Origin of the sequence: Thiothrix winogradskyi (assembly GCF_021650935.1) — a bacterium.
Taxonomy (GTDB): Bacteria; Pseudomonadota; Gammaproteobacteria; order Thiotrichales; family Thiotrichaceae; genus Thiothrix; species Thiothrix winogradskyi.
The window spans coordinates 1,454,282-1,477,881 of record NZ_CP091244.1; the positions used below are offsets into that span (position 1 = coordinate 1,454,282).

General features: G+C 49.7%; 35 protein-coding genes. All 35 read left to right on the forward strand.

Annotated features, from left to right (window positions below):
• Window positions 1-14 precede the first annotated feature (14 nt).
• The 35 genes from rpoC (at window position 15) to bioB (ending at window position 23,588) form a co-directional block, all read left to right on the forward strand.
• On the forward strand, window positions 15-4,205 hold the full coding sequence (gene rpoC, locus L2Y54_RS07285) for a DNA-directed RNA polymerase subunit beta' (protein ID WP_236501170.1): 4,191 nt from the start codon (window positions 15-17) through the stop codon (window positions 4,203-4,205).
• A 162-nt stretch (window positions 4,206-4,367) separates the two neighbouring features.
• Window positions 4,368-4,742, forward strand: coding sequence for a 30S ribosomal protein S12 (rpsL, locus tag L2Y54_RS07290; RefSeq protein ID WP_028489190.1), 375 nt, complete (start codon window positions 4,368-4,370; stop codon window positions 4,740-4,742).
• Window positions 4,743-4,761: 19 nt separating this feature from the next.
• Window positions 4,762-5,232, forward strand: a complete 471-nt coding sequence (gene rpsG, locus L2Y54_RS07295; RefSeq protein ID WP_093064453.1) for a 30S ribosomal protein S7 — start codon at window positions 4,762-4,764, stop codon at window positions 5,230-5,232.
• A 20-nt stretch (window positions 5,233-5,252) separates the two neighbouring features.
• Window positions 5,253-7,358 carry an elongation factor G gene (gene fusA, locus L2Y54_RS07300; protein WP_236501171.1) on the forward strand — a complete coding sequence of 702 codons (2,106 nt, stop codon included), beginning with the start codon at window positions 5,253-5,255 and terminating at the stop codon, window positions 7,356-7,358.
• A 2-nt stretch (window positions 7,359-7,360) separates the two neighbouring features.
• On the forward strand, window positions 7,361-8,551 hold the full coding sequence (tuf, locus tag L2Y54_RS07305) for an elongation factor Tu (RefSeq protein ID WP_236501172.1): 1,191 nt from the start codon (window positions 7,361-7,363) through the stop codon (window positions 8,549-8,551).
• Between the two features lie 5 nt (window positions 8,552-8,556).
• A complete protein-coding gene (rpsJ, locus tag L2Y54_RS07310; RefSeq protein WP_093064459.1) occupies window positions 8,557-8,868 on the forward strand; it encodes a 30S ribosomal protein S10 in 312 nt (103 codons plus the stop codon).
• A gap of 138 nt (window positions 8,869-9,006) precedes the next feature.
• A complete protein-coding gene (rplC, locus tag L2Y54_RS07315) occupies window positions 9,007-9,639 on the forward strand; it encodes a 50S ribosomal protein L3 (RefSeq protein ID WP_236501173.1) in 633 nt (210 codons plus the stop codon).
• An 11-nt stretch (window positions 9,640-9,650) separates the two neighbouring features.
• Window positions 9,651-10,253 carry a 50S ribosomal protein L4 gene (gene rplD, locus L2Y54_RS07320; RefSeq protein ID WP_236501174.1) on the forward strand — a complete coding sequence of 201 codons (603 nt, stop codon included), beginning with the start codon at window positions 9,651-9,653 and terminating at the stop codon, window positions 10,251-10,253.
• Entirely contained in the window at window positions 10,250-10,543 is a 294-nt protein-coding gene (rplW, locus tag L2Y54_RS07325) for a 50S ribosomal protein L23 (protein ID WP_236501175.1), read from the forward strand. Before rplD ends, rplW begins: the two co-directional genes overlap by 4 nt.
• 14 nt (window positions 10,544-10,557) lie before the next feature.
• Entirely contained in the window at window positions 10,558-11,385 is an 828-nt protein-coding gene (rplB, locus tag L2Y54_RS07330; RefSeq protein WP_236501176.1) for a 50S ribosomal protein L2, read from the forward strand.
• 12 nt (window positions 11,386-11,397) lie between these two features.
• Window positions 11,398-11,670 (forward strand): 30S ribosomal protein S19, encoded by a 273-nt coding sequence (rpsS, locus tag L2Y54_RS07335; protein WP_028489199.1) that lies wholly within the window; start codon window positions 11,398-11,400, stop codon window positions 11,668-11,670.
• Window positions 11,671-11,679: 9 nt separating this feature from the next.
• Window positions 11,680-12,012: a 50S ribosomal protein L22 gene (gene rplV, locus L2Y54_RS07340; RefSeq protein WP_202718494.1), complete on the forward strand. Its 333-nt coding sequence runs from the start codon at window positions 11,680-11,682 to the stop codon at window positions 12,010-12,012.
• A gap of 8 nt (window positions 12,013-12,020) precedes the next feature.
• On the forward strand, window positions 12,021-12,725 hold the full coding sequence (gene rpsC, locus L2Y54_RS07345) for a 30S ribosomal protein S3 (protein WP_202718493.1): 705 nt from the start codon (window positions 12,021-12,023) through the stop codon (window positions 12,723-12,725).
• Window positions 12,726-12,737: 12 nt separating this feature from the next.
• A complete protein-coding gene (gene rplP / locus L2Y54_RS07350) occupies window positions 12,738-13,151 on the forward strand; it encodes a 50S ribosomal protein L16 (protein WP_028489202.1) in 414 nt (137 codons plus the stop codon).
• Window positions 13,151-13,348 (forward strand): 50S ribosomal protein L29, encoded by a 198-nt coding sequence (gene rpmC / locus L2Y54_RS07355; RefSeq protein WP_202718492.1) that lies wholly within the window; start codon window positions 13,151-13,153, stop codon window positions 13,346-13,348. The genes rplP and rpmC overlap by 1 nt, the downstream gene beginning before the upstream one ends.
• A gap of 2 nt (window positions 13,349-13,350) precedes the next feature.
• Complete coding sequence (rpsQ, locus tag L2Y54_RS07360; protein ID WP_093064473.1) at window positions 13,351-13,626, forward strand: 30S ribosomal protein S17; 276 nt, start codon at window positions 13,351-13,353, stop codon at window positions 13,624-13,626.
• A 16-nt stretch (window positions 13,627-13,642) separates the two neighbouring features.
• Entirely contained in the window at window positions 13,643-14,011 is a 369-nt protein-coding gene (rplN, locus tag L2Y54_RS07365; protein WP_093064475.1) for a 50S ribosomal protein L14, read from the forward strand.
• A gap of 28 nt (window positions 14,012-14,039) precedes the next feature.
• Window positions 14,040-14,360, forward strand: coding sequence for a 50S ribosomal protein L24 (gene rplX, locus L2Y54_RS07370; RefSeq protein WP_236501177.1), 321 nt, complete (start codon window positions 14,040-14,042; stop codon window positions 14,358-14,360).
• Window positions 14,361-14,368: 8 nt separating this feature from the next.
• Window positions 14,369-14,911: a 50S ribosomal protein L5 gene (rplE, locus tag L2Y54_RS07375; RefSeq protein WP_236501178.1), complete on the forward strand. Its 543-nt coding sequence runs from the start codon at window positions 14,369-14,371 to the stop codon at window positions 14,909-14,911.
• Between the two features lie 14 nt (window positions 14,912-14,925).
• A complete protein-coding gene (rpsN, locus tag L2Y54_RS07380) occupies window positions 14,926-15,231 on the forward strand; it encodes a 30S ribosomal protein S14 (protein WP_236501179.1) in 306 nt (101 codons plus the stop codon).
• Window positions 15,232-15,243: 12 nt separating this feature from the next.
• Window positions 15,244-15,639, forward strand: coding sequence for a 30S ribosomal protein S8 (gene rpsH / locus L2Y54_RS07385; RefSeq protein ID WP_236501180.1), 396 nt, complete (start codon window positions 15,244-15,246; stop codon window positions 15,637-15,639).
• 14 nt (window positions 15,640-15,653) lie between these two features.
• Window positions 15,654-16,193 (forward strand): 50S ribosomal protein L6, encoded by a 540-nt coding sequence (rplF, locus tag L2Y54_RS07390; protein WP_202718487.1) that lies wholly within the window; start codon window positions 15,654-15,656, stop codon window positions 16,191-16,193.
• A gap of 12 nt (window positions 16,194-16,205) precedes the next feature.
• Complete coding sequence (gene rplR, locus L2Y54_RS07395; RefSeq protein WP_236501181.1) at window positions 16,206-16,559, forward strand: 50S ribosomal protein L18; 354 nt, start codon at window positions 16,206-16,208, stop codon at window positions 16,557-16,559.
• Window positions 16,560-16,568: 9 nt separating this feature from the next.
• On the forward strand, window positions 16,569-17,078 hold the full coding sequence (gene rpsE / locus L2Y54_RS07400; protein ID WP_202718485.1) for a 30S ribosomal protein S5: 510 nt from the start codon (window positions 16,569-16,571) through the stop codon (window positions 17,076-17,078).
• 3 nt (window positions 17,079-17,081) lie between these two features.
• The gene (gene rpmD, locus L2Y54_RS07405) at window positions 17,082-17,270 is read left to right on the forward strand and encodes a 50S ribosomal protein L30 (protein ID WP_236501182.1); all 189 of its coding nucleotides are present in this window, start codon (window positions 17,082-17,084) and stop codon (window positions 17,268-17,270) included.
• A 1-nt stretch (window position 17,271) separates the two neighbouring features.
• Window positions 17,272-17,709: a 50S ribosomal protein L15 gene (gene rplO / locus L2Y54_RS07410; protein ID WP_236501184.1), complete on the forward strand. Its 438-nt coding sequence runs from the start codon at window positions 17,272-17,274 to the stop codon at window positions 17,707-17,709.
• Between the two features lie 12 nt (window positions 17,710-17,721).
• Complete coding sequence (secY, locus tag L2Y54_RS07415) at window positions 17,722-19,074, forward strand: preprotein translocase subunit SecY (RefSeq protein WP_236501185.1); 1,353 nt, start codon at window positions 17,722-17,724, stop codon at window positions 19,072-19,074.
• A gap of 27 nt (window positions 19,075-19,101) precedes the next feature.
• Window positions 19,102-19,215: a 50S ribosomal protein L36 gene (gene rpmJ, locus L2Y54_RS07420; protein ID WP_002709743.1), complete on the forward strand. Its 114-nt coding sequence runs from the start codon at window positions 19,102-19,104 to the stop codon at window positions 19,213-19,215.
• 75 nt (window positions 19,216-19,290) lie between these two features.
• The gene (gene rpsM, locus L2Y54_RS07425) at window positions 19,291-19,647 is read left to right on the forward strand and encodes a 30S ribosomal protein S13 (RefSeq protein ID WP_236501186.1); all 357 of its coding nucleotides are present in this window, start codon (window positions 19,291-19,293) and stop codon (window positions 19,645-19,647) included.
• 26 nt (window positions 19,648-19,673) lie between these two features.
• Entirely contained in the window at window positions 19,674-20,078 is a 405-nt protein-coding gene (gene rpsK, locus L2Y54_RS07430; RefSeq protein WP_028489217.1) for a 30S ribosomal protein S11, read from the forward strand.
• A gap of 11 nt (window positions 20,079-20,089) precedes the next feature.
• Entirely contained in the window at window positions 20,090-20,710 is a 621-nt protein-coding gene (gene rpsD, locus L2Y54_RS07435; RefSeq protein ID WP_093064497.1) for a 30S ribosomal protein S4, read from the forward strand.
• Between the two features lie 26 nt (window positions 20,711-20,736).
• Window positions 20,737-21,741: a DNA-directed RNA polymerase subunit alpha gene (locus tag L2Y54_RS07440; protein WP_236501187.1), complete on the forward strand. Its 1,005-nt coding sequence runs from the start codon at window positions 20,737-20,739 to the stop codon at window positions 21,739-21,741.
• 25 nt (window positions 21,742-21,766) lie between these two features.
• Window positions 21,767-22,150 (forward strand): 50S ribosomal protein L17, encoded by a 384-nt coding sequence (gene rplQ, locus L2Y54_RS07445; protein WP_093064501.1) that lies wholly within the window; start codon window positions 21,767-21,769, stop codon window positions 22,148-22,150.
• Window positions 22,151-22,222: 72 nt separating this feature from the next.
• Window positions 22,223-22,606 carry a hypothetical protein gene (locus L2Y54_RS07450; protein WP_236501188.1) on the forward strand — a complete coding sequence of 128 codons (384 nt, stop codon included), beginning with the start codon at window positions 22,223-22,225 and terminating at the stop codon, window positions 22,604-22,606.
• 10 nt (window positions 22,607-22,616) lie between these two features.
• A complete protein-coding gene (gene bioB, locus L2Y54_RS07455) occupies window positions 22,617-23,588 on the forward strand; it encodes a biotin synthase BioB (RefSeq protein WP_236501189.1) in 972 nt (323 codons plus the stop codon).
• Window positions 23,589-23,600: the final 12 nt, after the last annotated feature.

Genomic DNA, 23,600 nt, shown 5'->3' on the forward strand with positions numbered 1-23,600 from the left:
ACAGGATTTTGCCGATGAAAGATTTATTGAACTTCCACAAGAAAGAGCAGGAAACCCAAGACTTTGACGCAATCAAAGTTAGTTTGGCTTCTCCTGAAGTTATCCGTTCATGGTCGTTTGGCGAAGTTAAAAAGCCTGAAACCATTAACTACCGGACGTTTAAGCCGGAACGTGACGGTTTGTTCTGCGCCAAAATTTTCGGGCCAGTCAAAGACTATGAGTGTTTGTGCGGTAAATATAAGCGTTTGAAACACCGTGGTGTCGTGTGCGAAAAATGCGGCGTTGAAGTCACCCAGACCAAGGTGCGCCGTGATCGCATGGGGCATATTGATCTTGCCAGCCCGGTTGCGCACATCTGGTTTTTGAAATCATTGCCATCCCGCATCGGTTTGTTGCTGGATATGACCTTGCGGGATATTGAGCGCATTTTGTATTTCGAGACCTTTGTGGTAACTGAGCCGGGTATGACGACGCTGGATCGCGGTCAATTGCTCAGCGATGAAGCTTATCTGGAGGCTATTGAAGAGTTCGGTGATGAATTTGAAGCCAGCATGGGCGCAGAAGCAATTTTAGAATTACTGCGTTCGACCGACCTCAAAGATGAAGTCGCCAAAATGCGCGAAGAGATTGGTGAGACCGGTTCTGAAACCAAACTCAAGCGTTTGGGCAAGCGTCTGAAGCTGATGGAATCATTCATCAGCTCCGGCAATAAGCCTGAGTGGATGATCATGACGGTGCTGCCGGTATTGCCGCCGGATCTGCGCCCGCTTGTACCATTGGACGGCGGTCGTTTTGCGACTTCCGACTTAAACGATTTGTACCGCCGCGTTATCAACCGTAACAACCGTTTGAAGCGTTTGTTGGAGTTGAATGCACCGGACATTATCGTGCGCAATGAAAAGCGTATGTTGCAAGAGTCTGTGGATGCGCTGCTTGACAACGGTCGCCGTGGTCGTGCCATTACGGGTTCTAACAAGCGCCCTCTCAAGTCCTTGTCTGACATGATCAAGGGTAAGCAGGGGCGTTTCCGTCAGAACTTGTTGGGTAAGCGTGTTGACTACTCTGGTCGTTCGGTTATCGTGACTGGTCCTTACCTGCGCCTGCATCAATGTGGTCTGCCTAAGAAAATGGCACTGGAGTTGTTCAAGCCGTTCATTTTTGGCAAGCTGCAACGTCGCGGTCTGGCAACCACCATCAAAGCGGCTAAAAAGCTGGTTGAGCGTGAGACCGCAGAAGTCTGGGACATCTTGGCTGAAGTGATTCGTGAGCACCCGGTTATGCTGAACCGTGCGCCAACCCTGCACCGTTTGGGGATTCAGGCATTTGAACCGCTGTTGATCGAAGGTAAGGCGATTCAGTTGCATCCATTGGTGTGCTCTGCGTTCAATGCGGACTTCGACGGTGACCAAATGGCGGTACACGTACCACTGTCACTGGAAGCCCAGTTGGAAGCGCGTACCCTGATGATGGCGACCAATAACGTCCTGTCACCCGCGAACGGTGAGCCGATCATCGTGCCATCGCAAGACATCGTGTTGGGGTTGTATTACATGACCCGTGACGCTATTAATGCGAAAGGCGAGGGCATGATTTTTGCTGATCCCTTGGAAGTGCAACGTGCTTACGATACTGGCAATGTGTCACTTCACGCGAAAGTTAAAGTGCGGATTAGCGATAGCATCAAGGACGAAGACGGTGAGCTCATCAAGCGTACCCGTGTGCTGGATACCACTGTTGGGCGTGCGTTGCTGACCAGCATTATGCCGGAAGGCTTACCGTTTGAATTATTCAACATCGTGTTGAAGAAAAAGGCGATTTCCAAGCTGATCAATGAGGCTTACCGTCGGGTTGGTTTGAAAGCCTCCGTCGTGTTTGCTGACCAATTGATGTACACCGGCTACCGTTATGCAACCCGTGCCGGGGTTTCTTTCTGTGCGGATGACATGATGATCCCCGAAAAGAAAGCCGGTTTGTTGGCAGAAGCGGAAGATGCGGTACTGGAAATCCAGAAGCAATTCTCCAGCGGTTTGGTGACACAGGGCGAACGTTACAATAAGGTCGTTGACATCTGGGCGAGTACCAATGAAAAAGTCGCGAAGGCGATGATGGAGAAGATTGGTAAGCAGGAAGTCATTGATGCGGAAGGCAATCTGGTTTACCAAGAGTCTTTTAACTCCATTTACATGATGGCGGATTCCGGGGCGCGGGGTTCTGCGGCACAGATTCGTCAGTTGGCTGGGATGCGGGGTTTGATGGCAAAACCGGACGGTTCCATCATCGAAACGCCGATTACTTCTAACTTCCGTGAAGGCTTGAACGTCCTCCAATACTTTATCTCGACGCACGGTGCGCGGAAAGGTTTGGCGGATACGGCACTGAAAACCGCGAACTCTGGTTATCTGACGCGGCGTTTGGTAGACGTGGCGCAAGACATGGTGGTCACGATTGACGATTGCGGCACGGTGCAAGGCATTAAAATGCGCCCAATCATCGAAGGCGGTGACGTGGTAGAGGCGTTGGCGGAGCGTGTATTGGGTCGTGTGGTCGCGCAAGATGTTACCCGTGGCGATGAAATTCTGATTCCTGCCGGTACTTTCCTTGACGAAGCGTGGGTCAAGCAAATTGATGCGCTGGCTGTGGATGAAATCGTGGTACGTTCAGCGATTACCTGCGAAACCCGCTATGGCGTGTGTGCGAAGTGCTACGGTCGTGACCTTGCTCGCGGACATATTGTGAACAAGGGCGAGGCTGTCGGGGTCATTGCGGCGCAATCCATCGGTGAGCCGGGTACTCAGTTGACGATGCGTACCTTCCACATCGGGGGTGCGGCGAGCCGGTCTGCGGCAGAAAGCAGCATTGCGGTTAAGTCCAGCGGTCAGGTGCATTTGCTCAACGTGAAAACGGTGCGTAATAAAGACGGCAAATTGGTGGTGGTATCGCGTTCCGGCGAACTGGGCGTGGTCGATGAAAATGGGCGTGATAAGGAACGTTACAAACTGACCTACGGTGCGCTGCTGTCGATTGATCATTACGATAAAGTGGTGGCAGGTCAGGAGGTAGCAACGTGGGATCCGCATACCCACCCGATTATTTCCGAGGTGGCGGGTCAGGTCAGTTTCAGTGACTTCATTGATAATGTCACGGTGCAGACCAAAGTGGACGAAATGACAGGTTTGTCCTCCATCGAAGTCATGGATCCTAAAAACCGTCCTACCGCAGGTCGCGAATTGCGTCCAACCGTGCGTTTGTTGGATGAGCGTGGCGATAGCGTATTCTTTGAAGGCACGAAGATTCCGGTGCAATACCCATTGCCTGCCGGAGCAATCGTTAGCTCCACCAATGGTGCAACCGTACAGGTCGGTGAGGTTGTGGCACGTCTGCCGCAAGCATCGTCTAAGACTCGTGACATCACGGGTGGTTTGCCACGGGTTGCGGACTTGTTTGAAGCGCGTAAGCCGAAAGATGGTGCGATTCTGGCGGAAAAAACCGGCACAATCTCCTTCGGTAAAGAAACCAAGGGCAAGCAGCGTGTCATTATCACCGGCGAAGACGGCGAGCATTATGAAGAGCTTATTCCGAAGTGGCGCAATCTGGATGTGTTCGAGGGTGAAAAACTCAACCGTGGTGAGGTCATCGCAGACGGTGAGCCAAACCCGCACGACATCCTGCGCTTGTTAGGTGCGACTGCATTGGCAGAATACCAAGCGAGAGAAATCCAAGCTGTTTACCGCCTACAAGGGGTAAAGATCAACGACAAACACATTGAGGTCATTGTGCGTCAAATGATGCGTAAGGTCGAGGTGGTTGATCCGGGTGATAGCAAGTTCTTGCGTGGTGAGCAGGCCGACTACTGGCGTGTGGTGGAAGAAAATAAGCGCCTCGATAAAGAAGGTAAGCTCAAAATCGTCTACGAGCGGCTGCTGATGGGCATCACCAAGGCATCCCTAGTAACGGACTCCTTCGTGTCTGCTGCGTCCTTCCAAGAGACCACGCGGGTTCTGACAGAGGCAGCGGTACGTGGTGCGCGTGATGAGTTGCGTGGCTTGAAAGAAAACGTCATCGTGGGGCGCTTGATTCCGGCTGGTACCGGTTTGGCTTACCATGATGACCGTCGTAGCCAACGCAATGAGTTTGCTTACGAAAAGCCAGCATCAATGGAAACTATTAGTTTCGGTGAGCCGCTGGATATGGGTTCGGACGATTAATCGCAGTTGAAGAGTTAACAATCGGGAAAACTTCCTTGACAGGAGGTCTCCCGATCCCTAAAATCTGGCGTCCTTAAACAGACCGATTTTCGGTCTGTTGCTTTTATGGGGACAAGGCAAGCCAGGCAGGTTCCTCGTGATTCCAGGAGACAATTTCAGGATATGGCAACAGTAAACCAATTGGTGCGTAAGCCGCGCCAAAGCAAAGTAGAGAAAAGCAAGGTGCCAGCGCTAGAGGCTTGTCCGCAGCGCCGTGGTGTTTGCACCCGTGTTTATACAACCACGCCTAAGAAGCCGAACTCCGCTATGCGTAAGGTTGCTCGTGTGCGTCTGACCAATGGTTTTGAAGTCACCAGTTATATCGGTGGTGAAGGCCATAATCTCCAGGAACACTCGGTTGTACTGATTCGCGGCGGTCGTGTAAAAGACCTTCCGGGTGTCCGTTACCATACGGTTCGTGGTAGTCTGGATACACAGGGTGTCAAAAACCGTAAGCAGGCTCGTTCCAAGTACGGCACGAAGCGTCCTAAGAAGTAATTCACAGGTGATATGAATCATGCCTAGAAGAAGAGAAGTCCCCAAACGCATCGTGCTGCCCGATCCTAAGTTCGGAAGCCAATTGCTGACTAAGTTCATGAACGCCATCATGCAAGATGGTAAAAAGTCTGCCGCTGAAAAAATCATTTACGGCGCGTTGACTGAAATTGCTGGCAAGAAAGGCGGCGACGGTATTGAAGTGCTGGAATACGCACTGGATAACGTCCGTCCTGCGGTAGAAGTTAAATCCCGCCGTGTCGGTGGTGCAACTTACCAAGTGCCGGTGGAAGTACGTCCTTCACGTCAAAATGCGCTGGCGATGCGTTGGTTGATTGATGCGGCTCGCAAACGTGGTGAAAAATCCATGGCGCGTAAGCTGGCAGGTGAATTGATGGATGCTTCTGAAAAGCGTGGTACTGCTGTGAAGAAGCGTGAAGACGTGCATCGCATGGCAGAAGCCAACAAAGCCTTCGCACACTTCCGCTGGTAATGTGAAAAGAGTGACCATCCGTGGCGCGTAGCACCCCAATTGAGCAGTACCGTAATATCGGCATCATGGCACACATTGATGCGGGTAAGACCACTGCCACTGAGCGCATTCTGTTTTATACGGGTGTGTCTCACAAGATTGGGGAAGTGCATGATGGTGCTGCGACCATGGACTGGATGGAGCAGGAGCGTGAGCGTGGCATTACGATTACCTCCGCTGCTACCACGTGTTTCTGGTCGGGAATGGATAAGCAGTTTTCGCTGCATCGTATCAATATAATTGACACGCCAGGGCACGTTGACTTCACCATTGAAGTGGAGCGTTCATTGCGGGTGTTGGACGGTGCGATGTTTGTGCTGTGTGCCGTTGGTGGGGTGCAGCCGCAGTCGGAAACAGTATGGCGGCAGGCAAATAAGTATCATGTGCCGCGCATGGCTTTCGTCAATAAGATGGATCGTTCCGGTGCAAACTTCCTGCGCGTGTATGAGCAGTTGAAGGCTAAGCTGAATGCTAATCCGGTGCCGTTACAATTGCCGATTGGTGCAGAAGAAAATTTTGTTGGCGTTGTTGACCTGATTCGCATGAAAGCCATTATGTGGAATGAGGCTGACAAGGGTGTTACCTATGAAGCTGTTGATATTCCGGCTGATATGGTGGCTGCTTGTCAGGAGTGGCGCGAGAAGATGGTAGAGGCGGCTGCCGAAGCCGATGATATATTGATGGGCAAGTACTTGGAAGAAGGTGATTTGTCCGCCGAAGAAATTATAGCGGGTTTGCGTAAGCGTACCATCAATCTTGAAATTATCCCGATGACCTGTGGCTCGGCTTTCAAGAATAAGGGTGTGCAAGCCGCACTCGATAAGATTGTTGAGTTGATGCCATCGCCGTTGGATGTGCCCGCCATTAAGGGGCATCTGGATGACAAGGATGAGACTGAGGCGGAACGTCATGCGAGCGATGATGAGCCTTTTGCTGCATTGGCTTTCAAGATTGCGACTGACCCCTTTGTGGGGACATTGACGTTCTTCCGGGTATATTCTGGCGTGTTGACATCACAAAGTGCTGTCTACAATCCTGTCAAGGGTAAGCGCGAGCGTATTGGGCGTTTGGTGCAAATGCACTCGAATGCGCGTGAAGACATTGACGAGGTGCGTGCGGGCGATATTGCTGCGGCTGTCGGTCTGAAAGATGTGACAACCGGTGATACCTTGTGTGACATGAATCGTGTCATTACTTTGGAGAAAATGGATTTTCCTGAGCCGGTTATTGCGGTGGCAGTTGAGCCAAAGTCCAAGGCTGACCAGGAGCGTATGGGTATGGCTCTGAGTAAACTGGCGCAAGAAGATCCTTCTTTCCGTGTGCGTACTGACGAAGAGACCGGACAAATCATTATCGCTGGTATGGGCGAGTTGCACTTGGAAATCATCGTGGATCGGATGCTGCGTGAGTTCAAGGTCAATTGCAATGTAGGTGCGCCACAAGTGGCTTACCGCGAAACCATCCGTAAAACGGTCGAGGTTGAAGGTAAATTTGTGCGTCAGTCCGGTGGGCGTGGGCAATATGGTCACGTTTGGCTGCGCCTTGAGCCACTCGGCGAGGCGGAAGGCTACAAATTTGAAAACGCCTTGGTGGGCGGGGTTGTGCCGAAAGAATTCGTGCCAGCCGTCGACAAGGGCGTGCAAGAACAAATGGGTAACGGCGTATTGGTCGGGTTCCCGCTGGTCGATATGAAGGTCACCATTTTTGATGGTTCTTACCATGATGTCGACTCCAGCGAAATGGCATTCAAGATTGCAGGCTCTATTGCTCTCCGTCAGGGCGTTATGGATGCCGCACCGGTTTTGCTTGAGCCAATCATGAAAGTTGAAGTGACTACGCCTGAAGAGTATATGGGCGATGTTATCGGTGATTTGAACCGGCGTCGTGGTGTCATCCAGGGAATGGATGAGGAGAGCGGCAGTTTGGTGGTGCGTGCTGAAGTGCCTTTAGGTGAGATGTTTGGTTACGCGACTGATGTGCGGTCTGCAACTCAAGGGCGTGCTTCTTACAGTATGGAGTTTGTACGTTATTCAGAAGCGCCTGCGGCTATTACTCAGGCGGTGATAAAGAAAGTGAAGGGTGAGTAATAATGGCAAAGAGTAAATTTGAGAGAACCAAAACTCACGTAAACGTTGGTACAATCGGTCACGTTGACCACGGCAAAACCACACTGACAGCAGCGTTGACTGTTGTGCAAGCTAAAAAATATGGCGGTGAGTCAAAGGCTTACGATCAGATTGATGCAGCTCCTGAAGAAAAGGCACGTGGTATCACTATCTCCACTGCCCACGTAGAATACGAGTCTGAAACCCGTCACTACGCACACGTAGACTGCCCAGGTCATGCTGACTATGTTAAAAACATGATCACTGGTGCGGCGCAGATGGATGGCGCAATTCTGGTTTGTTCTGCTGCTGACGGTCCGATGCCACAAACACGTGAACACATCTTGCTGTCCCGTCAGGTTGGTGTTCCATACGTCGTTGTTTACATGAATAAATGCGACCTAGTTGACGACGAAGAGTTGTTGGAACTGGTTGAAATGGAATTGCGTGAGCTGCTGTCCAGCTACGATTTTCCCGGTGATGACACGCCAATCGTTAGGGGTTCAGCGCGTATGGCGCTGGAGGGTGATGAATCTGACATCGGTGTGCCATCTATTGCCCGCTTGATTGACGCCATTGATACGTTCATCCCGGATCCGGTCCGTGCGGTTGATGGCACTTTCTTGATGCCGGTAGAAGATGTATTCTCCATCTCCGGTCGTGGCACGGTTGTTACGGGTCGTATCGAGCGTGGTGTGGTTAAGGTCGGTGAGTCTATCGAGATCGTTGGTATCAGTGCTACCCAGACCACGACGGTAACGGGCGTTGAAATGTTCCGTAAGCTGTTGGATCAGGGTATGGCGGGTGACAACGTGGGTTTGTTGCTGCGCGGCACCAAGCGTGACGACGTGGAGCGTGGACAGGTGTTGTGTAAGCCGGGTTCAATCAAGCCACATACAAAATTTGAAGCGGAAGTTTATGTCCTGTCTAAGGAAGAGGGTGGTCGTCATACGCCATTCTTTAAAGGCTACCGCCCACAGTTCTACTTCCGCACTACCGACGTAACAGGTGCTTGTGACCTGCCTGAAGGTGTGGAAATGGTCATGCCGGGTGATAACGTCAAGCTGGTTGTCAGCCTGATCAACCCGATTGCGATGGAAGACGGTCTGCGTTTCGCGATCCGTGAAGGTGGCCGTACTGTCGGCGCCGGTGTTGTTGCTAAAATTATTGAGTAATAGATATGTCTGATCAAAGAATCCGTATTCGCCTGAAAGCATTCGATCACCGTCTGATTGACCGTTCTGCGACTGAAATCGTTGAAACGGCCAAGCGTACTGGTGCGCGTGTTAAAGGGCCAATCCCTTTGCCAACGCGCGTAGAGCGTTACACCATTCTGGTTTCGCCGCATGTTGATAAGGATGCGCGTGACCAGTATGAGATCCGCACTTACAAGCGTCTGATGGATATTATTGATCCGACTGACAAGACTGTTGATGCCCTGATGAAGCTGGATTTGGCTGCGGGCGTTGATGTACAAATCAAGCTTAACTGATTTGTAAAAAAAGACTTAACGGCAGAGATTTTTCTGCTATAATGCGCGGCTTTCCACGGCTCGACCTAGGTCGAGCCGAGTTTTTCTAAAAGACAGAATGAAAGTTGCTCGGTGTGAGTAATTCGAAGAGGTATGCAAATGGCTATCGGTCTGCTGGGTCGCAAAGTAGGTATGACCCGGATATACGGTGAAGATGGAGGTTCAACCCCCGTCACTGTGCTTGAGATTGCGGCGAACCGTGTATCACAAGTCAAGACGGTAGAAACAGATGGCTATAATGCCGTCCAGTTATCTACAGGTGAGAAAAAGTCTTCCCGCGTTTCCAAGTCGGAAGCTGGTCATTTTGCCAAGGCGAGCGTGCCTGCTGGTACTTGTGTTCGTGAATCGCGTGTTGATGATGCGTCAGGTTACGAGCTTGGTGCTGAGCTTGCGGTCAGCATGTTTGAGGCAGGCCAGATGGTTGATGTGACTGGTACGAGCAAAGGCAAAGGTTTTGCTGGTGTGCTGAAGCGTCACCATTTTGCAGGTCAAGACCGCACGCACGGTAACTCTTTGTCGCACCGGGTTCCGGGTTCCATTGGTCAGAACCAAACGCCAGGCCGGGTATTCCCAGGCAAGAAAATGGCTGGTCATATGGGTGCTGTACAGCGTACTGCCCAGAATCTGGAAGTGGTACGTGTAGACGCTGAGCGCAATCTATTGCTGGTTAAGGGTGCTGTTCCTGGCGCTACTAACGGCAATGTGGTTGTCAAGCTGTCGGTCAAGGCATAAAGGTGGCAGCAATGGAATTACAGATTGCAAATGGTGGCTCGGTCGCGGTAAGCGATGAGATTTTTGCACGCGAATTTAATGAAGGTCTGGTGCATCAGGCGGTTGTTGCTTATATGGCAGCAGGTCGTGCTGGTACTAAAGCACAAAAGACCCGTTCCGATGTGAGCGGTGGTGGCTGTAAGCCATTCAAGCAAAAAGGTACTGGTCGTGCTCGTGCGGGTAGTATCCGTAGCCCACTGTGGCGCACTGGTGGTAAATCTTTCGCGGCTCGTCCTCGTGACTTTACGCAAAAGCTGAACAAGAAAATGTACCGCGCTGCAATGCGGGCAATTTTCTCTGAGCTGTTGCGTCAGGATCGTTTCTTGGTGGTGGATTCTTTTAATATTGAAGAGCCTAAAACTAAGTTAATGCTGGCAAAGCTGAAAGAGTACGGCTCTAATGATGTGCTGCTGGTATCTGATGTAGATGATGTCAATGTGCTGCTGTCTGCCCGTAACATCCCTCACTGTGAAGTCACTACTGTTGCTGGGTTGAATCCAGTGAGTTTGGTAGGTCATCAGAAAGTTGTGGTGACAACTGGCGCAGTAAGCAAAATTCAGGAGTGGCTGGCATGAGTATGGAGCGTCTCTATCATGTTTTGGTTGCGCCGCGTGTAACAGAAAAAACTGTTCGTGCTTCTGAAAAGGCAAACCAGTATGTGTTTAAGGTTGCTAAAACGGCAACTAAGCAAGAAATTAAGGATGCTGTCGAGACTTTATTTGAAGTCAAGGTTGATCAGGTTCGCACTATCAACGTAAAAGGCAAGCAAAAGAACTTTGGGCGTCGCGCCGGTAATCGTAGCGATTGGAAAAAGGCTTATGTGAGCCTGTCCGAAGGTTTCTCTTTGGATGCGGCAGCAGAATAAGGCAAGGGTGAATCATGGCAGTCGTTAAGGCAAAACCAACCTCCCCAGGGCGTCGCTTCCAGGTTAAGGTTGTTAATAAGGAATTACACAAGGGTGCACCTTGTAAGAGCCTGTTAGAAAATAAGCGCAAGAGCGGTGGTCGTAACAACACCGGTCGTATTACTACCCGTCATGTGGGTGGTGGTCATCGTCAGCACTATCGTCTTGTTGACTTTAAGCGTCGTAAAGATGATATTCCGGCGCGTGTTGAGCATTTGGAATATGACCCGAACCGCAGTGCAAATATTGCATTGTTGTTGTATGCCGATGGCGAGCGTCGCTACATTATCGCGCCGAAAGGTTTGAGCGCGGGTGCTGAGGTTGTTTCTGGTGTTCATGCGCCGATTGCCACGGGTAACTGCTTGCCAATGCGTAATATCCCTGTGGGTACGGTTATTCACTGCATTGAAATGAAAGTTGGTAAAGGTGCGCAATTGGCACGTAGTGCTGGTGCTTCTGTGCAATTGATTGCTCGTGAAGGTGCATATGCCACTATCCGTCTGCGTTCAGGCGAAATGCGTAAAGTTCCTGTTGATTGCCGAGCCACTATTGGCGAGGTTGGAAACTCAGAACATGCATTGATTAAGTTGGGCAAGGCTGGTGCAAAGCGCTGGCGCGGTGTTCGCCCGACCGTTCGTGGTGTGGTTATGAACCCAGTAGACCATCCACATGGTGGTGGTGAAGGTCGTACTTCTGGTGGTCGTCACCCTGTTACTCCTTGGGGCGTTCCAACCAAGGGTTACAAGACTCGTAGCAACAAACGCACTGACAATATGATTGTCCGTCGCCGGAACAAGAAGTAAGGGGATTACACAGTGCCACGTTCACTCAAAAAAGGTCCTTTCGTTGACCATCATCTGATGAAGAAGATCGAAACTGCTAAAGCGGCTAACGATCGTCGTCCAATCAAAACATGGTCACGCCGCTCCATGATCCTGCCCGAATTTATCGGTCTGACCGTGGCAGTACATAACGGCAAGCAGCATGTTCCGGTGCTGGTTAATGAAAATATGGTAGGCCATAAGTTGGGTGAGTTTGCACTGACCCGTTCTTACCGTGGTCACGTTGCCGACAAAAAGTCGAAGTAAGAGGTCGAAATGGAAGTTGCTGCAAAATTGCGTTTCGCACGCATTTCACCTCAGAAGTGCCGACTGGTCGCTGATCAGATTCGTGGACTGCCGGTGGACAAAGCACTGAATATTCTGGCGTTTAGCCCGAAGAAAGGTGCGGCGATGCTGAAGAAAGTTCTGGAGTCTGCGATTGCTAACGCTGAACACAATGACGGTGCCGATGTGGACGAATTGTGCATTAAGAGCGTATTCGTTGATCAAGGTCCAACCATGAAGCGTATCATGCCGCGTGCTAAAGGTCGTGCTAACCGCATCCTGAAGCGCACCAGTCACATTACCGTCGCTGTAGGCGAGAAGTAAGGTTTAGTATGGGTCAGAAAGTACATCCAACCGGTATTCGTCTTGGTATCGCCACCGACTGGCGCTCCAAGTGGTACGCTGAAGGCAAAGACTATGCCGACTTCCTGTTCAAAGATTTGGAAGTGCGCACATTCTTGAAAAAGAAGCTGAAAGAAGCTTCTGTTAGCCGCATCCAAATTGAGCGTCCTGCAAAGTCTGCGTTCATTACCATCCACACGGCGCGTCCGGGTGTAGTGATTGGTAAGAAAGGCGAGGATATTGAGAAGCTGCGTGCAGAAACGGCTGCAAAGCTGGGCTTGCACGTTAATAACGTGAAGTTGAATATCGAAGAAATTCGTAAGCCAGAATTGGATTCTCAATTGGTTGCTGAAAGTATTGCTAGCCAGCTTGAGCGTCGTATCATGTTCCGCCGCGCTGCTAAGCGTGCTGTTGCGAACGCGATGCGCTTAGGTGCATTGGGTATCAAGGTTTGTGTGGCGGGTCGTTTGAATGGTGCAGAAATCGCGCGGACTGAATTTTTCCGTGAAGGTCGTGTGCCGCTTCATACGCTACGTGCTGACATCGACTATGCAACTGCGGAAGCTCTCACCACCTATGGTATCATCGGTGTGAAAGTTTGGATCTACAAGGGCGAAGTCTTCGACCTGGAACAGAAACAGCAATCTAGCCAAAGCCAAGGTCAGAACCAAGGTCAAGGCAGAAAGAAGAAGTGATAGAGGTTTGAGATGTTACAACCCAAGAGAACCAAATTCCGCAAACAGATGAAAGGCCGCAATCGCGGTCTGGCATTGGCGGGCAGCAAAGTCAGCTTCGGCGATTTCGGACTGAAAACGGTAGAACGTGGTCGCTTGACGGCACGTCAAATTGAATCGGCACGTCGTGCGATCAACCGTTATGTACGTCGTGGCGGTAAAATCTGGATTCGCGTGTTCCCGGACAAGCCAATCAGCAAAAAGCCGTTGGAAGTTCGTCAAGGTAAAGGTAAAGGGAACGTTGAATACTGGGTGGCACTGGTTCAGCCTGGCAAGGTTCTCTATGAAATTGAAGGTGTGGCAGAAGAAATTGCACGCGAGGCTTTCCGCCTTGCTTCTGCAAAACTGCCGGTTAAGACTACATTTGTTTCCCGTCAGGTGATGTGATGAACGCAGCAGAACTTAAGCAAAAATCAGCTACTGAGCTTAAAACTGAGCTGGTAGAAAACCTGAAGGAGCAGTTTAAGCTGCGTATGCAAAAAGCCGCTGGCCAGTTATCACGTCCTTCCGAAGTGAAGCGTGTGCGTCGTCAGATTGCCCGTATCAAGACAGTGCTTGCACAAAAGCAAGTGGCAGGTGAATAACGATGACTGTTAGCGAAGAAGCAAAAGTTGAACGCAGCCTGATGGGTCGTGTAGTCAGTAACAAGATGGACAAGTCAATCGTGGTGCTGATGGAACGTCAAGTAAAGCATCCAATGTACGGTAAGTTCATTAAGCGTTCTAAAAAATACCATGTTCACGACGAAAACAATGAATGTCGTGAAGGTGATACCGTAATGTTCAAGGAATGCCGTCCTTTGTCGAAGACAAAGCACTGGACCTTGATCAAAGTTGTTGAACGCGCCCCAGGCCAAGCATAAGGGACGGAGAACATAAATGATCCAGATGCAATCCATTCTGCAAGTTGCAGATAACAGTGGTGCCAAACGAGTTATGTGCATCAAAGTTCTGGGCGGTTCTCATCGTCGTTATGCAGGCATTGGTGACATCATCAAAGTCAGCATTAAAGATGCGATTCCGCGCGGTAAAGTTAAAAAAGGCGATGTTTACAACGCTGTGATCGTGCGTACTGCTCACGGTGTGCGTCGTAATGATGGCTCTAAAATCCGTTTCGATGGTAATGCCGCAGTCCTGCTGAATAACAAGCTCGACCCGATCGGTACTCGTATTTTTGGGCCTGTCACTCGCGAATTGCGTGGTGAGAAGTTCATGAAGATTATTTCCCTAGCACCTGAAGTGCTGTAAGACTGCAACGACAGAAGTAGGTGACGAAATGCGTAAAATTCGCAGTAATGACGAAGTAGTTGTCATCACCGGCAAAGATAAAGGCCGTCGCGGCAAGATCATGCAGGTGTTGGTAGACGAAGGTAAGGTTTTGGTTCAAGGTATTAACCGTGTTAAAAAACACGTTAAGCCTAATCCAAATGCAGGTATTCAAGGCGGCATTATTGAAAAAGAAATGCCAATGGATACTTCAAATGTGATGCTGGTTAACCCTGCTACTGGCAAGGGCGACCGCGTTGGATTCAAGCTCCTGGACGATGGTAAGAAAATCCGTGTCTTTAAGTCCAATGGTGAGCGCGTAGACGCTTAAGGTGTAAAATGTCGAGACTGCAACAGTATTACCGCGATACTGTCATCAAAGAATTGATGGACAAGTTCGGGTACAACAATGTGATGGAAGTGCCGAAGCTGGTGAAAGTCAGCCTGAACATGGGTTTGGGTGAAGCTGTCGGTGATAAGAAGATTATTGAACATGCAACCGGTGATATGTCTAAAATCGCAGGTCAAAAACCTGTTGTGACATTGAGCCGTAAATCAGTGGCGGGTTTCAAAATCCGTGACGGTTGGCCGATTGGCTGTATGGTAACGCTTCGTGGCGAGAAAATGTACGAGTTCATTGACCGTCTCGTTAATATTTCCATCCCCCGTATCCGTGACTTCCGTGGTCTCAATGCGCGTGCATTTGATGGTCGTGGCAACTACAACATGGGCATCAAAGAACAGATCATCTTCCCAGAGATCGAGTACGATAAAATTGATGCACTGCGTGGTATGAACATTACGATTGCGACTACCGCAAAAAACAACGAAGAAGGGAAAGCGCTGCTTGAAGCATTCAAATTCCCTTTCCGTCAGCAGTAAGAGGATAAGATCACATGGCTAAGAAATCCATGATTGCTCGTGAAACGCGCCGTACTGCTGCTGTTGAAAAATTCGCAGCCAAGCGTGATGAGCTGAAAGCTATTATCAGTAACCCAGAAAGCTCCTATGAAGCTGTGATGGAAGCTGTTGATAAGCTGCAAAAGTTACCACGTGACAGCAGTCCGGTTCGTCAAATGACCCGTTGCCGTCTGACCGGTCGTCCACATGCTGTTTACCGCAAATTCGGTCTATGCCGTAATAAATTGCGCGAAGCTGCCATGCGTGGCGATGTGCCTGGTTTGACCAAAGCAAGTTGGTAAAGGAGAAACAAAATGAGTATGAGTGATCCTATCGCCGACATGCTGACCCGCATTCGTAACGGTCAAATGGCAACCAAGGCGAGCGTCAAATTTCCGTCTTCTAAACAGAAAACGGCGATTCTAGAAGTATTACAAAGCGAAGGTTATGTTGCTGAATTTGCAACAGATGCAGTCGATGGCAAGCCTGTTACAACAGTCAAGCTGAAGTATTTCCAAGGCAAACCAGTTATCACTAAAGTGAAGCGCATTAGCCGTCCAGGTTTGCGTATTTTCCGTGGTGCAGATGAGCTGCCAACAGTTATGGGTGGTTACGGTATTGCTATCGTTTCCACATCCAAAGGCGTCATGAGTGGTCGCGTCGCCAAGGCTTCTGGCCAGGGTGGCGAAGTCATTTGCACGGTTGAATAAAGGCGGGCTTTGAAATGTCTAGAATTGCAAAGAAAGCGCTGACTGTGCCACAAGGTGTGGAAGTTAGCATCAGCGGGCAAAGCCTGAAAGTCAAAGGCGGCAAAGGCTCTTTTGATTTCGCAGTGCACGACGCTGTAGAAGTTTCACAAGAAGACAATGTACTGAAGTTTAAAGCTAAGCGTGACGGCGATTCTGCTGGTTGGGCATTAGCGGGTACTACACGCGCATTGGCAAACAACATGGTGATTGGCGTTAGCCAAGGCTTTGAGAAAAAATTGCAATTGGTTGGGGTCGGTTATCGTGCCCAAGCACAAGGCAATAAATTAAATCTCAGCTTGGGTTTCTCCCACCCTGTGGTACACGATATGCCAGAAGGCATTACGGTCGAAACCCCTAGTCAGACAGAAATTCTGATCCGTGGTAGCGATAAGCAGAAAGTTGGTCAAGTTGCGGCAGAAGTTCGTGCATACCGTCCACCAGAGCCTTACAAAGGCAAGGGTGTGAAGTATTCAGACGAAGTTATTCTGCGTAAAGAGACCAAGAAGAAGAAGTAAGGTGAACTAAAGATGGACAAGAAAACATCCCGCATCCGTCGTGGTAAGCGTAGCCGCATGAAAATGCGTGAGTTGCGTGTTAACCGTCTGAGTATTCACCGTACTTCTCTGCATATCTATGCACAAGTGGTGAGTTCCGATGGTTTTCAAGTACTGGCTTCAGCTTCCACGCTGGATAAAGACCTGAAAGCAGGTTTGGACTACACTGGCAACGTTGCTGCTGCTATGGCAGTGGGTAAGTTGGTTGCTGAGCGTGCATTGGCAAAAGGTATTGACGCGGTTGCTTTTGATCGCTCTGGTTTTAAATATCATGGTCGCATCAAGGCGCTGGCAGATAGCGCTCGTGAAGCCGGTCTGAAATTCTAAGGATTTATCATGGCGAAGGCAGAACATACATCAGCACCATCTGACGGCTTGCAAGAAAAGTTGGTTAAAGTTAACCGCGTTGCTAAGACTGTTAAGGGTGGTCGTATCATGAGTTTCACTGCGTTGACCGTAGTGGGCGATGGTAATGGTCGCGTGGGTTTTGGTTACGGTAAGGCGCGTGAAGTGCCTGCGGCTATCCAAAAAGCAATGGATCAAGCACGTCGTAACATGGTGACAGTTTCTTTGGTAGACGGTACTTTACAATACCCTATCAAATACGAACAGGGCGCAGCACGTATTTACATGCAGCCAGCTTCTGAAGGTACAGGCGTTATCGCAGGTGGTGCGATGCGTGCAGTTCTGGAAGTTGCGGGAGTGCGTAACGTACTGTCCAAATGCCAAGGCACACGTAATGCAGGCAATGTGGTACGTACTACTATCGCAGCGTTAGGTTCAATGCAGTCACCTGAAATGATTGCAGCGAAACGCGGCAAAGCCGTTGCAGACATTAAGGGGTAAACAATGACTTCCGCAAAACAACTCAACGTGACGTTATACCGCAGTCTGAATGGTCGCTTGAAAGCGCATCAGCAGTGTGCGCGTGGTCTTGGTATCCGCAAGATTCATAATACGGTTACTGTGACTGACACCCCTGAAAACCGTGGCATGATCAACAAGATTTCCTACATGCTCAAGGTTGAGGAAGCTTAAGATGAAATTGAATACGCTACAACCTGAACTGGGTAGCCGCACTAGCCCTCTTCGTGTAGGCCGTGGTATTGGCTCTGGTCTGGGTAAAACTGCTGGCCGTGGTCATAAAGGTCAAAAGTCCCGTAAAGGTGGTTTCCATCACCGTAAAGGTTTTGAGGGTGGTCAGATGCCTATGCATCGTCGTCTGCCTAAGTTTGGCTTTGTCTCCCGCATTGGTCAGCGTACCGCTGAGGTTCGTTTGAGCGAGTTGGCTCAAGTGGAAGGCGATGTGATTGATCTGGCTGGTCTGATTGCTGCGAATGTGGTTGATGCGCGTACCTTGCAAGCTAAAATTATTCTTTCTGGTGAAGTTGCGAAAGCGGTCACTGTAAAGGGTGTTGGCGTGACTAAGGGCGCACGTGCCGCTATCGAAGCAGCAGGCGGCAAAATCGAAGAATAACGGATAAAAAATATGCGCAAGAACCCTACAGGTTCCCTTGGGGGCTTTAGAAACATGGTTGAAATCCGCCAGCGGCTAGTTTTTGTGCTGCTGGCGTTGATCGTTTACCGCATTGGTACCTATATTCCTGTTCCTGGTGTAAATCCTGCGGCTATGGCGCAATTTTTTGACCAGAACAACGGTACAATTCTCGGCGTTTTTAATATGTTTTCAGGTGGTGCATTAGAGCGCCTGAGCGTATTTGCACTGGGGATTATGCCGTATATCTCAGCTTCCATCATTATGCAGTTGATGGCGACGGTTGTTCCGACATTGGAGCAGATCAAGAAAGAAGGTGAGTCTGGTCGCCGTAAAATCACGCAATATACGCGCTACGGCACTGTGGTCTTGGCTTTGTTCCAAAGCTTTGGGGTCGCGATTGCTTTGGGTGGTACCGATGCGGGCAATGGTCAAACAATTGCTTTGAATCCCGGTATTGGGTTCACGATTACGACGGTTGTTACCTTGGTGACAGGCACGCTATTCCTGATGTGGTTGGGAGAGCAGATTACCGAGCGTGGTATCGGTAATGGTATTTCTTTGATCATTTTTGCGGGTATTGTTGCAGGTTTGCCTGCTGCTATTGGTGGCACGTTAGAGTTGGTGAATACCGGCGAATTGCATTCCCTGTTTGTGATCGGCCTGTTGTTACTGGTGTTGGCTGTTACCGCATTCGTGATTTTTGTGGAGCGTGGTCAGCGTCGGATCACCGTGAATTACGCTAACCGTCAGCAAGGTCGCAAAATGATGATGGGGCAGCAGTCCAGTCATTTGCCTTTGAAATTGAATATGGCAGGGGTTATTCCGCCGATTTTTGCTTCTAGTATTATTTTGTTCCCGGCAACACTTGGGCAATGGTTTGGTAATGCAGAAGGTATGGGGTGGTTGAAAGGCTTTTTTGATATGTTAAAGCCTGGTGAGCCAGTTTATGTCTTGCTTTATGCCGCAGCTATTGTATTCTTCTGCTTCTTTTATACAGCCTTGGTATTCAACTCGCGTGAAACCGCTGATAATTTGAAAAAAGCAGGTGCTTTTATTCCTGGTATTAGACCGGGTGAACAAACATCTAAATACATTGATGGTGTCATGACTCGCTTGACCGCAGTTGGCGCTATCTACATTACATTGGTCTGTCTGTTGCCTGAATTCCTGATTTTGGGCTGGAATGTTCCTTTCTACTTTGGGGGAACTTCACTGCTGATCATCGTGGTTGTGGTCATGGATTTCTTGTCTCAGTTACAAGCACACATGATGTCACACCAGTACGAGGGTCTGATGAAAAAGGCCAATTTCAAAGCGCAGACACGCCCCGGCACAGTGCGCTGATCTGATCACTTTTGAGAGGTTTTTATCATGAAGGTTCGAGCTTCAGTTAAAAAATTGTGCCGTAACTGCCGGGTTATCCGCAGAAACGGTGTAGTTCGCATTATCTGTTCTGACCCACGCCACAAACAGCGTCAAGGTTAAGAGCCGATTTGGGTTGATAATTAAAAGGGGTTCTGGCACAATCGCCCGTTTTCCCGGTAGTCTGGAGAGATTTTAATGGCTCGTATTGCGGGTATCAATCTTCCTGTCAATAAGCACGTAGTGATCGGTTTGACCGCCATTTATGGCGTTGGTCGTCCACGTGCTGCTGACATTTGTAAGGCGGCGGATGTTGTGCCAAGCACTAAGATTCGTGAGCTGAGTGAAGACCAAGTTGAACGTTTGCGTCTTGAAGTAGGTAAACTCCTAGTTGAAGGCGATTTGCGTCGTGAAGTTTCCATGAACATCAAACGTTTGATGGACATGGGTTGCTATCGTGGCATCCGCCACAGACGTGGCCTGCCTATGCGCGGTCAGCGTACCAAGACTAACGCGCGTACCCGTAAAGGCCCGCGTCGTCCTATTCGCAAATAATACATAGATTGCAGGTAGAGTAAGTAATGGCAAGACAGCCTAGAAAAGGTGCAACTGTTAATCTTCGTAAGAAGGTCAAGAAAACTGTCACTGACGGTGTTGCACACGTCCATGCATCCTTTAATAACACTATTGTGACTATCACCGACCGCCAAGGCAACGCATTGGCATGGGCTACCTCTGGTGGCTCTGGTTTCCGTGGTTCACGTAAAAGTACCCCGTTTGCGGCACAGGTTGCTGCTGAACGTGCGGGTAACGCAGCGAAAGATTATGGTTTGAAAAACCTTGATGTCGAAGTCAAAGGTCCGGGCCCTGGTCGTGAATCTGCGGTACGTGCCCTGAACAGCGTTGGCTTCAGAATTAACAGCATTGTGGATGTAACGCCGATCCCGCATAACGGCTGCCGTCCACCTAAGAAACGTCGTGTGTAGGAGATAGTCATATGGCACGTTATATTGGCCCTACCTGCAAACTGAGCAGACGCGAAGGCACTGACCTTTTCCTGAAAAGCCGCAGTGTTTCCCTCGAAAAGAAATGTAAACTGGATAAAGTTCCGGGTCAGCACGGCGAAAATAAAGCTCGTCTATCTGACTACGGCGTTCAGTTGCGTGAAAAGCAAAAAGTTCGCCGTATGTACGGTGTCCTAGAACGTCAGTTCAGCAACTACTTTAAAGAGTCTGCACGCCGCAAAGGTTCTACGGGTGAAAACCTGTTGAAGCTGCTGGAATGCCGTCTTGATAACGTCGTTTACCGCATGGGTTATGGTTCTACTCGCGCTGAATCCCGTCAATTGGTTAGCCATAAAGCTATTACCGTTAACGGTCAGTCAGTGAACATCCCATCCTACCAGGTTAAAGCCGGTGATGTCGTAGCGGTTCGCGAAAAGTCCAAAAAGCAAACCCGTATACAGGATTCTGTCGCTGTAGCGGAACAACTTGGCTTCCCATCTTGGGTTGAAGTTGATGCAAAGGGATTGTCAGGTACGTTTAAATCTGTACCAGACCGTAGCGATCTGCCAGCCGAAATTAATGAATCACTGATCGTGGAATTGTACTCCAAATAATCATTGATCCGTTCGAGAGGAAAAGTATGACCTCGAAAACAACAGAATTGCTGAAACCACGCAATGTTCATGTGCAAGAGACAGGTTTAAATACCTATCGTATTACGCTTGAGCCATTAGAGCGTGGTTTTGGTCACACGTTGGGTAATGCCTTGCGCCGTATCTTGCTGTCCTCTATTCCGGGCAGTGCGGTAACGGAAGTGCAAATTGCTGGCGTGGTACACGAATACACCAGTATAGAAGGTGTGCAAGAAGATGTGGTTGAGATTCTGTTGAATCTCAAAAACTTGGCAATTCGCCTCAATGCCCGCGATGAAGCAACCTTGACCCTGAAGAAAAAAGGCAAGGGCGTTGTAACTGCAGCGGATATTGAGTGTGACCATGATGTGGACATCATTAATCCTAATCATGTGATTGCACACATAACCAAGGATGACACTGATCTGGAAATGAGCCTGACCATTACCCGTGGTCGTGGTTATCAGCCAGCATCAGTACGCCGTGGCCCAGACTCTCCTGAGTTGCCGTTAGGCACTTTGGTGTTGGATGCCAGCTACAGCCCAATTACGCGCGTTGCCTACAATGTGGATAGCGCCCGTGTTGAGCAGCGTACTGACATGGACAAGCTGGTGCTGGAAATCCAAACGAATGGTTCCGTTAACGCGGAAGAATCCATTGGGATGGCAGCACAGATTCTGCAACAGCAATTGGCAGTATTCTTCGATCTACGTATTGAAGAGCCGGTTCGCCGTGAAGAATCTCAACCAGAAATTGACCCGATTCTGTTGCGTCCGGTTGACGATCTGGAACTGACTGTACGTTCAGCTAACTGCCTGAAAGCAGAGAACCTGTTCTACATCGGTGATCTCGTACAACGTACTGAGACTGAATTGCTGAAGACTCCGAATCTGGGCAAAAAGTCTTTGACTGAAATTAAAGATGTGCTGGCACAGCATGGTCTGACACTGGGAGCTAAGCTGGATAGCTGGCCTCCGGCAGGTCTCGATCACCGTGACAGCAAAGTGGCTTAACCACGGGTTTTGAAGGATATAGAAGATGCGTCACCGTAATACTGGTCGTCAATTAAGCCGCGACAGCAGCGCCCGTAAAGCCCTGCTGCAAGCGCTGACCAACTCACTGCTTCGTCACGAGACGATCAAAACAACTCTGCCAAAGGCGAAAGAATTGCGTCGTGTAGCGGAGCCACTGATCACCCGTGCGAAAGAAGACTCTGTTCACAACCGCCGTATCGCTTTTTCACGCTTGCGTGACAAGGAAGTAGTTGGCAAACTGTTTAACGATCTTGGTCCGCGCTTTAAAGAGCGTCAAGGTGGTTATCTGCGTATCATCAAGTGCGGTTTCCGTGCGGGTGACAATGCGCCGATGGCTTACGTTGCACTGGTTGATGAAGCAGACGCTGCGCAAGCCGCAGCCGAGTAAGCAGCGCTTCAAGCTTCCTGGAAAGGCCGACACTGTTCGGCCTTTTTGCGTTTCTTATCTTCAGGGGATAGTATGCAAAATGATCCGCAAGTAGTTACCGCAGAAAGCGCTCGTAAAACAGCTAAGTTTTTTTATTACGGCAATTTGTTGGCAGTAATCATTCCCTTCCCGGTGTTTATTTTATGGTTTGGGGCTGGAATATTGGTTTATGCGATGTTGCGCCACCACCCTAACCCGCGAGTAGGCTACTATACGCAGATTGCCACCTACCATTATTACGGTTTGGCGGGTGGTTTGGTGCCAATCTTAACCTTTGCCCCCGGTGATTTCTTTGTGAATTGGTGGTGGGCGCTGTGGATTACCTGTGTTGTGGTGTTAGTACCGTTGTCTATTCGCCAACTCCTGCGGATTAACCGCGAAGCTTGGCAAGATACTGTTAAGCCCTTATCCCACTGAGGAGTGGAACATGCCTGAATTACGTCATGATTGGCGCATCGAAGAAATCAACGCTTTGTTAGCCATGCCATTCAGTGATTTGATGTTTGCTGCGCATCAAGTGCACCGAGAAAACTTCCCAGTCAATCAGGTGCAAGTGAGTACCTTGCTGAGTATCAAAACCGGCGCGTGCCCGGAAGATTGCGGCTATTGTTCGCAAAGTGCGAAACACGACACCTCGCTGGAACGTGAAAAGTTATTGCCACTACAGGAAGTCATCGACTCTGCTAAAACCGCGCAAGTACAGGGTGCAACCCGTTTTTGCATGGGGGCTGCGTGGCGCAATCCTACCGACAAGAACCTTGAGCGCGTCATCGAAATGGTGCAAGCGGTCAAAGGCTTAGGGATGGAAACCTGCGTTACTTTGGGCATGTTGACTGACCGTCAGGCAGACCGTCTCAAAAATGCTGGGTTGGATTACTACAATCACAACCTCGATACCTCGCCGGAATTCTACGGTAACGTAATTTCCACTCGCACCTTCCAAGACCGTTTGGATACCTTGGAGCATGTACGTAATGCGGGCATCAACGTCTGTTCCGGCGGTATTTTGGGCATGGGTGAAATCCGTCAAGACCGTGCGCGTTTATTGCAGCAATTGGCGAATATGAAATTTCACCCCGAATCCGTGCCTATCAATGATTTGGTTAAAATCGAAGGCACACCATTGGCGGGAGTGGAAAAACTTGACCCGTTTGAGTTCATCCGTACCGTCGCAGCAGCGCGTATTATGATGCCGAAATCTTATGTGCGTTTATCGGCTGGTCGTACCGAGATGACCGATGAAATGCAGGCGTGGTGTTTCTTTGCCGGTGCCAATTCTATTTTCTATGGCGAAAAATTATTGACCACTGACAACCCCGGCGCAAGCCACGACCGGCAACTGTTTGCACGTCTGGGGATTCAGGTGGAAACAGGGCAGGCTGGCAGCGTTCACATGTAAGGAGCAGGGCAT